The following is an 8268-nucleotide window of genomic DNA, read 5'->3' as shown; positions in this document are numbered from 1 at the left end:
CCTCCTCACCGGGCGCCCGCCGTTCCGCCTTTTCCCCGCCACCCGCCACCCCGCCACCCCGCCAATTCTGCGAAATCGAGGAATCCGCCATGGAGTTGACGGTCGAGGGCCTCACGGCCGGCTACGGCCCCGGGCGCCCGGTGCTCGGCGGCGTCGACCTCACCGTGCCCGGCGGGCAGGTGGTGGCCGTCGTCGGCCCGAACGGCTGCGGCAAGTCCACCCTGCTGCGCTCGATCGCCCGGCTGCACCGGCCCGACTCCGGCCGGGTGCTGGTCGGCGGCGAGGACATCTGGAAGCTGCGCCCCCGGCAGGCCGCCCACCGGGTCGCGCTGCTGCCGCAGAGCCCGCAGGCGCCGGAGGCGGTCACCGTGGCCGGGCTGGTCCGCTACGGCCGCCACCCGCACCAGGGCCTGTTCCGGCAGTGGTCCGCCGACGACGAGCGGCTCACCGCCGAGGCCCTGCGGGCCACCGGCGTCGAGGAGTTCGCCGACCGCCGGCTCGACCGGCTCTCCGGCGGGCAGCGGCAGCGCTGCTGGCTCGCCATGGTGCTGGCCCAGGACGCGCCCGTGGTCCTGCTCGACGAGCCGACCAGCGCGCTCGACCTCGGCCACGCCGTCGAGGTGCTGGAGCTGGTGCGCGAGGTCGCGGCGGGCGGGCGCACCGTCGTCATGGTGCTGCACGACCTCGCGGCGGCCGCCCGCTACGCCGACCTGGTGGTGGCGATGCGCGGCGGCGAGATGATCGCCTGCGGTCCGCCGCGCGAGGTGGTGGACGCGCCGCTGGTGCGGGCGCTGTACGACGTCGACAGCGATGTGCTGGAGGCGCCCGGGGACGGCGCGCCGGTGATCGTCCCGCGTGCGGGGAGCCGGACGGCGGCCTGACCGGTCCGGTCTTCGGGGGTCCCCCGAACGGACCGGGGGGCGCGGCGGGTTGTCGGGCGGGCGCCGGGCCCGGTGTGGTCTGCTGGACGGGCGTCCGCCGGACGTCCGTGCCGCCGCCGCGCCCGCGCCGCCTCCGGGAGGGTCACCGATGCCCCGCCGTACCGCCGCCCTGCTCGTCGCCATCGCCCTCGGCTCGGCCGCCGCGGCGGGCTGCTCCTCGGCCGCCGCCCCGGACCGTGCCGGCGGGTCGCCCTCGGGGGCGGGTGCTCCGGACCTATCCACGTCGTCGGCCTCTGCTCCGACGACCCCTGCTCCGACGGTTTCTGCGTCGACCGAGGCGCCCACCCCCTCCCCGGCCTCCGCCCCCGCCTCGGTGGCCGTCCGGGGCACCGTCACCGACGGCCTCGAGTCCCCCTGGGGCCTGGCCGTCCTGCCCGGGGGCGACCTGCTGGTCTCCGAGCGCGACAGCGCCGGGATCCTGCGCGTCTCGGCGAAGGACGGCGGCAGGACGGTGGCCGGTACCGTCCCGGGCGTCACCTCCGGCGGCGAGGGCGGTCTGCTCGGCCTCGCCCTCTCGCCCGACTTCGCCACCGACCACCGGGTGTACGCGTACTTCTCCACCGGCTCGGACAACCGGATCGCCCGGCTCGACCTCGACCCCTCCCGGCCCGCCGGATCCCAACTCGGCGCCCCCACCGTCCTGTTCAGCGGGATCCCGCACGGACCCCGGCACAACGGCGGGCGGATCGCGTTCGGCCCGGACGGCTTCCTCTACGTCGGCACCGGCGACGCCAACGACCGCTCGCTCGCCCAGGACCGCGACTCCCTCGGCGGCAAGATCCTCCGTCTCACCCGGGACGGCGACCCCGCGCCCGGCAACCCGTTCCCCGGCTCGCCGGTCTGGTCGCTCGGCCACCGCAACGTCCAGGGGCTGGCCTGGGACCCGCAGGGGCGGCTCTGGGCCTCGGAGTTCGGCCAGGACACCTGGGACGAGCTGAACCTGATCACCCCCGGCGGCAACTACGGCTGGCCCACCGTCGAAGGCACCGCCGGGCGGGCGGGGTTCACCGACCCGGTCGCCCAGTGGCACACCGCCGACGCCTCGCCGAGCGGCATCGCCTTCGCCTCCGGCGCCGTCTGGGTGGCCGCGCTGCGCGGCACCCGGCTCTGGCGGGTCCCGGTGGACGGCGACCGGGCGGCCGGCGCCCCGCAGGAGTTCCTCCGGGGCGAGTACGGCCGGCTGCGCACCGTGGCGGTCGACGGGGACGGCACCCTGCTGCTCGTCACCGACAACACCGACGGCCGGGGCTCGCCGCGGCCGGGCGACGACCGGATTCTGCGACTGGACGTCAACGGCGGGTGACGGAGAGTCGTATTCGGCCACCCGTTCGAGCGGTTTGAACGTGGTTCGACCGGGGATCCGCCACTTCCTACCGTTCAGTACCCCTCCCTGCCCGCCGCGTTGTCAGTGTGTCCCGTTACGTTCCTCCCAACTGACCGACCAGCTGGGAGGAGAGCGGCCGTGGCGTGGGTTGAAACGGGTTCGGGCGGCTATTTCGTCGCCTTCGACGAGGAGGGCAAGGTGGTCTGCCGCAATGCGGCGGGCCGTCAGCTGAAAGCCGTCCCGCCGAAGCTGAACGACGATCCGGTGGTGCTCGGACTCCGGCAGCTCACCGAGTGGCTGGACGCCCACCGGCGCGGCTGCCTGGAGACCGCCGAGCGGTGGATGGTGCGCTCGCTGCCGGTGCCCGCCGCCGTCGTCACCGCCGTCTGGGCGGACGAGGCGTGGCGCGAGGTCCTGCGCGACCTCGTGGTCACGGGGGCCGACGGCGCCGTGGCCGGCTTCCTGCGCGGGGCCGACCCCGAGCGCGGCATCGGCCTGGTCGACCTCGACGGGGACACCGTCCGGCTCACCGGCAGCGAGCTGCGGATACCCCACCCGGTCCTGCTGGACGAGCTGGACGAGCTGCGCGAGTTCGCCGTCGAACTCGGCGTCTCCCAGCAGGTCCAGCAGCTGTACCGGGAGGTCTGGCACCGGCCGGAGGGCGTCACCGGCACCCAGGTCGGCACCTACGCGGGCGGCCGCTACGCCGCGCTGCGCGATCTGCTCGGCCGCTGCACCCGGCTCGGCCACCGGGTCCGCGGCGGGCACGCCGTCCTGCCCGTGGTCGAGGACGGCCGGGCCCTGGAGGCCAGGGTCTGGGTCGGCGACTACTACGAGTACGACGAGTGCGAGACCGGCTCGCTCAGCTGGACCGGCCCGGACGGCAAGGTCCTGCCGCTGGCCGAGGTCGGACCGGTCGCCTGGTCCGAGGGGATGCGGATGGCCGCCGCACTGTACGCAGGCCGCACGATCGAAGGGGAGGAAGCCGCATGAGCACCACCACCGGGTCCGACCGCACCACCACCGGTGCCCCCGGCGGAGCCGACCGCCACCAGCGGCTGCTGGAGTCCGGGGCGATCCTCGCCCCCGGCACCCTGCCCGGCGCCGGCACCCCCGACAGCGCCGCCGACGTCCTCACCGCCCGCGGCTACTCCCACCCCGCGCTCGACGGCCGCCGGATCGTCCGACTGGTGCCCGGCGCGCTCGGCCCCGCCGAGGACCTCGCCGTCGACTTCCTCGGGCTCGTCCCCGCCGAGGAGCCGGTCGAGGTCGGCCAGGTCCGCCAGGAGGCGTTGGGCTTCCCCGCCTGGGCGCTCGTCCACGACCCGGCCAACGGCCACCACGCGCTCGCCCTGGTCAAGGAGATGGAGCGGCTCGCCCGCCAGGCCAAGTCCAAGCCGGGCCACGCCAAGGACGGCTTCGACGAGCTGGCCCGCCGGCTCGGCCGCGCCGTGCCGCACTTCCTGCCCACCTACTGCGAGCAGGTCGGCCGGATCTTCCTCGAGCAGGAGAACCAGACCTACGCGAGCACCTTCTTCGGCCGGGCCCGCGAGGCCGAGCGCACCCACAACCTCCCCGTGGACGAGGAGCGGCTGCGCGCCGTCTTCCTGGAGTTCGCGCTGGCCGGCGCCCTCACCGTCAAGGCGCTGCGCCAGTACGTCAAGGAGCTGAGCGGCCGGCTCGACCCGCTGACCGCCTGGCAGCGGTTCCGCCAGCTGTGCACCGAGCGCTCGGCGGCCGGCATGGCCCCCTACGCCGGGGTCGCCGAGGACGCCCGCACCCTGCTCAAGGCCGCCGGGCTGGATCGGGACGAGCACGAGCGTGCCCTGCTGCTCGAACTGCTCGCCTCGCCCGCCGTCAACCGCGCGCCCGGCACCTTCTGGAAGAGCTGGCACGAGGCCGTCGTCGAGCTCGGCCGGGGCGATGCCGCCGTGCGCGCCCGGCTGCTGGAGCTGATGCCCGATCCGCCGGGCAACGACGACCGCACCCGCCAGGACGCCGCCTGGCTCGCGGTGCTGGCGGAGAGCGGCGCCGAGCGCCTGCTCACCGACCTGCCCACCGACCCGCCCATCGATCTGCCCGCCGGGGCGTCGGCGGCCGAGCCGGCCGCCGCCTGGCTCCAGCGCTGGACCAACCACCTCGGCCGGGGCTGGCGCACCCTCGGCCTCAGCACCGAGACCGTCGCGCTGGCCCACCGGATGCTCGACCGGCTGCGCGCCGAGGCCGTGCCGGTCGACCTCTTCACCGGGGTGCGCCGCAGCGCCACCCAGCTCGAACTCCTCGACCTGCTGCTCACCGAGGGCGTCCCGGTCGCCGACCCGGCCGAGGGCCACAGCTTCGTCCTCCAGGACTGGGTCGGCGCCTCCGACACCGACGGCCGCACCCTCACCGCCCTCGCCGCCGACCCCCGCTTCCGGCCCGCGCTGCGCGCCGCCGTCCCGGCCGTCTGGGACACCGTCGACAGCCGCCGCCTCGCCGCCCGCCCGGTCCTGCGCGAGCTCTTCGTCGAGTGGTCCGACGCCCGCGCCGACGAGCTGACGGCCGCCCGCGGCCTGGAGAGCGCGAACGGCATCCTGCGCGAGCTGAGCACCCACCGCACCGCCATCCGCGACGAGAACCCGGCCGCCGCCCAACGGATCGCCGAACTCGACGTGACCGGGCTGCTCGCCGACGCCCTGCGCGGCGGCATCCTCGACGAACTCGGCTGGCCCGCCCTGGAGGAGGCGCTCGCCCGGCTCGGCATCGAGGCCGGCGACACCCCCGGCGTCGGCAGCGGCCGCAACCTCCCCGAGGGGCTGCTGCTGGAGGAGGCCTGGCCGCACCTGGTGCTCGCCCGCGGTAACCAGGTCGTGGTGGCCGGCCCGCAGGGCATCCTGCTCGAACACACCCTGCGCATCCCCGACAAGCTCGACACCTGGCACCGCCCCCGCTTCCGCTTCGTCGACGGCGAACTCCATCGAGACGCCGACCCTGCCGCTGCCCGGCGGCGGCCGTACCGGCGGCCACCGGCCACTGCACGTCGGCGACACCGTGCTGCCCGCCCAGAGCCGCGTCCTCGGCGACGGCACCGGCCACTGGACGGCCCACCGGCGCTCCGGCAGCGTCGTCCTGGAGGAACTCGACGCCGCCACCGGCACCGCGGGCCGCACCGCCGAGCCGCCCCTGATCGCCGCGAGCGCCGCGGCGGGCCGCCTCGACGTCCACCGCACCTGGCTGCTGCCGTTCCAGCCCGGTCTGGAGGCCACCCCGCTCGGCACCGACGGCACCGTCCTCGGCAGCTGGCTCCGGACGGACGGCAACCGGACCACCACCGTCACCGCCGACGGCACCAGGCTCGTCGTCGACAACACCCGCGGCGGCCGCTCGCTGTACCCGCTCGGCCGGCTCACCCTGCCCGGCGGCGGCCGGCCGGTGCTGCAGGAGGGCCACGGGCGCCACCTGGCCCTCGGCCTGCCCGCCGCGGACTCCCCGGCGGAGGGCACCGTCACCGCCGACCCGGCCGGCTTCACCGCCGACTTCGAACCCGGCCGCCCCGGCGGCCTCGCCGGCGCCGGCACCGCCCTCGTCCTGCCGCTCGGCCACTGGCACGTCCTGCGCCCGCGCGACGAGCAGGGCTCGGCCGAGCTGCGTGCCGTCGGCCACGAGCAGGCCGCCCGGCTCATCGACGCCGCCTGGCCGGCCGACGCCGAGCCCGTCCCCGCCGCCCGGCAGCGCTGGATCACCGTCCAGGGCGTGCGCCGCCCGGTCGTCAGCGGCGACAAGGCCGAGGAGCGGCTGCCGGTCGACGCCGTCGCCGGCGTCCTGCCCGGCATCACCCACCGGCTGCTGCTGGCCGGCGTCACCGGCCTCGCCCGCACCGCCGCCGACCTGCTCGACCGGATCGCCCGCTACCTCCCGCAGCCCGAGGACGACGGCCGCACCACCGGCGGCTCCGGCGCCGCCGAGTTCACCTACCGGCCCGAGCACGGCACCGACTACGAGCTCAGCCAGGCCGTCGCCCTGCTGCTGCCCGGCGTCGGCGGCTACGGCCGCTCCTGGGACCGCAGCGCCAACTACCGCGTCCTCAACAACCTCAGGGCCGTCACCGCCGTCCTCGCCGAGCCCCCCGCGGCCGAGGGCGAAGGCTGGAGCACCCCGCACCGGATCGCGCTGCACGGCGACGACGACCACCAGGGCTGGCTGCAGACGCTCGGCCGGCTCGGCACCCTCGCCTACGCGGCCGCCGCCCCGCTCACCTCCGCCGAGCAGCGCGACTCGCTCGCCCTGCTGCTCACCGAGCTCACCGCCGGGCCGCTCGCCGACCGGGGCGCCACCCTGCGCGAGATCGTCCTCACCGAGCCGCTGACCGACCCCAACGCCAAGGAGGGCAAGCACGAGCGGCGGGCCGGCCAGGTCTGGCGGCACGGCGACCGCACCGTCGTGGTCCTCGCCTGCAGCCACCACCGCGAGGACAAGGCGCACTGGCTCGCCGTCGACCACGACCCGAGCGGAGTCTTCGGCGCGGTCGCCCACTTCGGCACCGCCGAGGAGCGCGGCACCGAGGAGACCGTCGACGCGGCGTGGGTGGCCCGCTTCACCGCCCTGCTCCGCGAGCACGGCGCGATGACCCACCGCGCCGACCGCGCCGCCGACTTCGGCGCGCGCACCGGTATCGGCGCCGTCCGCTCCACGCTGCTGTTCAGCCCCACCGAGGCGCTGATCCACTGGTACGGCGCGCCGCTGCCCCCCGAGGCGCTCAAGGAGTACGGCCTCAAGTCCGGCGAGGCCAAGGCCGCCCGCGACTGGCTGCGCGGGTGCGAACGCGACGCCCTCGGCGAGGTCTGGTCCGCCCTGCTGCCCGCCGACCCGGAGGAACTCTGGAGCACCGGCCCGGACAGCGCCGCCGGCGCCGCGCACTGGACGGCCCGCCTCGGCCGGCTGGTCACCCTGCCCGAGGCCGAGCAGGCCACCGTCAGCGGCACCAGCATCCAGAAGGTCGAGGAGATCCTCAACTACGCGACCACCCCGTGGCTGAGCCGCACCACCCGCCAACGGGTGCGCCCCCTGGGGGAGGCGGCCACACCCGTCCTCCAGGCCGACGACCCGCAGGCCCTGCCCGACCAGAACACCCTGTCCCAGGCCGCCGACGCGATCGCCTGGCTCGCCTACCGGCTGCCCTGGAACAGTCCGCTGCGCGACTCGCTCGCACCCGCCGTCCGGGCCCTGCACACCCGCCTGGCCGACCCGGAACTGCTGCTCTCCTACGAGCTGCGCCGCAACGGCAAGGGCGAGCCGCTGGCCGCCGTGCTGCGCGCCCGCTTCGGCCTGCCCGCCGAGGGCGGCGCCGACGCCGACGGGCTGGTCCGCTGCGGCGGGGCCCTGGTGCTCTCGCCCACCCAGGACGAGGCGGAGCAGATCTGGTGGCGCCCGGCCGGCCTGGACGGGGCGCAGGACCAGGCGCTGGACCAGCTGGCCGGCCTGGGCGACAGCTACTGGCTGTCCCGTCAGCGGACGGTGCTCACGGCGCTCCTGAGCGGGGAGCTGGACCGACTGGTCGTCCTGCCGGAGCTCCCCGACGCTGCCGGTGTTCCCGTCGAAGGGGCCGAGGTCTGGGCCCAGCACCCGCTGCTCACGGTGCCCGAGCTGGTCACCGAGGTCGCCAAGACCCACGAGCTCGGCGAGGACGCCGCCGTCCTCTACCTCCAGCTGCTCGCCCTGCCCGACCCGACCGACCGCCAGGTCGCGCGCTGGACGGGCTGGAAGCCGGCCCGGCTGAAGAAGGCGCGCGCCGAACTCCTCGGCTCCGGCCTGGTCATGGAGGCCAAGCGGGCCCGCGCCGGGCGCACCCTCTTCCTCCCCGGCGGCTGGCAGGAGGCCAAGGCTCCCGGCCTGCCCGTCGAGACCTGGAAGGCCGCCCTCTACGATCTCCCCACCCACCACGACGTGCTGCCCCGGTGCGCCGTCCCGGAGCTGTTCGCCCGGGCCTGGCAGCGCGTCACCGACGGGGACGCCCCCGGCTTCGAA

General features: G+C 76.3%; 3 protein-coding genes and 1 pseudogene. All 4 read left to right on the top strand.

The window, feature by feature from the left end:
- Positions 1-89: 89 nt before the first annotated feature.
- Positions 90-881 carry an ABC transporter ATP-binding protein gene (locus tag VR45_RS30135; protein WP_045943035.1) on the top strand — a complete coding sequence of 264 codons (792 nt, stop codon included), beginning with the start codon at positions 90-92 and terminating at the stop codon, positions 879-881.
- Between the two features lie 148 nt (positions 882-1029).
- Positions 1030-2244, top strand: coding sequence for a PQQ-dependent sugar dehydrogenase (locus VR45_RS30130; RefSeq protein WP_045943034.1), 1215 nt, complete (start codon positions 1030-1032; stop codon positions 2242-2244).
- A 159-nt stretch (positions 2245-2403) separates the two neighbouring features.
- A complete protein-coding gene (locus VR45_RS30125; RefSeq protein WP_045943033.1) occupies positions 2404-3258 on the top strand; it encodes a DUF4132 domain-containing protein in 855 nt (284 codons plus the stop codon).
- A 2037-nt stretch (positions 3259-5295) separates the two neighbouring features.
- A pseudogene (locus VR45_RS42830) lies at positions 5296-8268 on the top strand (hypothetical protein); the annotation flags it as partial.

It is taken from the genome of Streptomyces sp. NRRL S-495, assembly GCF_000966955.1.
Classification (GTDB): Bacteria; Actinomycetota; Actinomycetes; order Streptomycetales; family Streptomycetaceae; genus Kitasatospora; species Kitasatospora purpeofusca.
The sequence above is the reverse complement of the archived record's forward strand: the minus strand, read 5'-3'. Positions and strand labels throughout refer to the sequence as shown.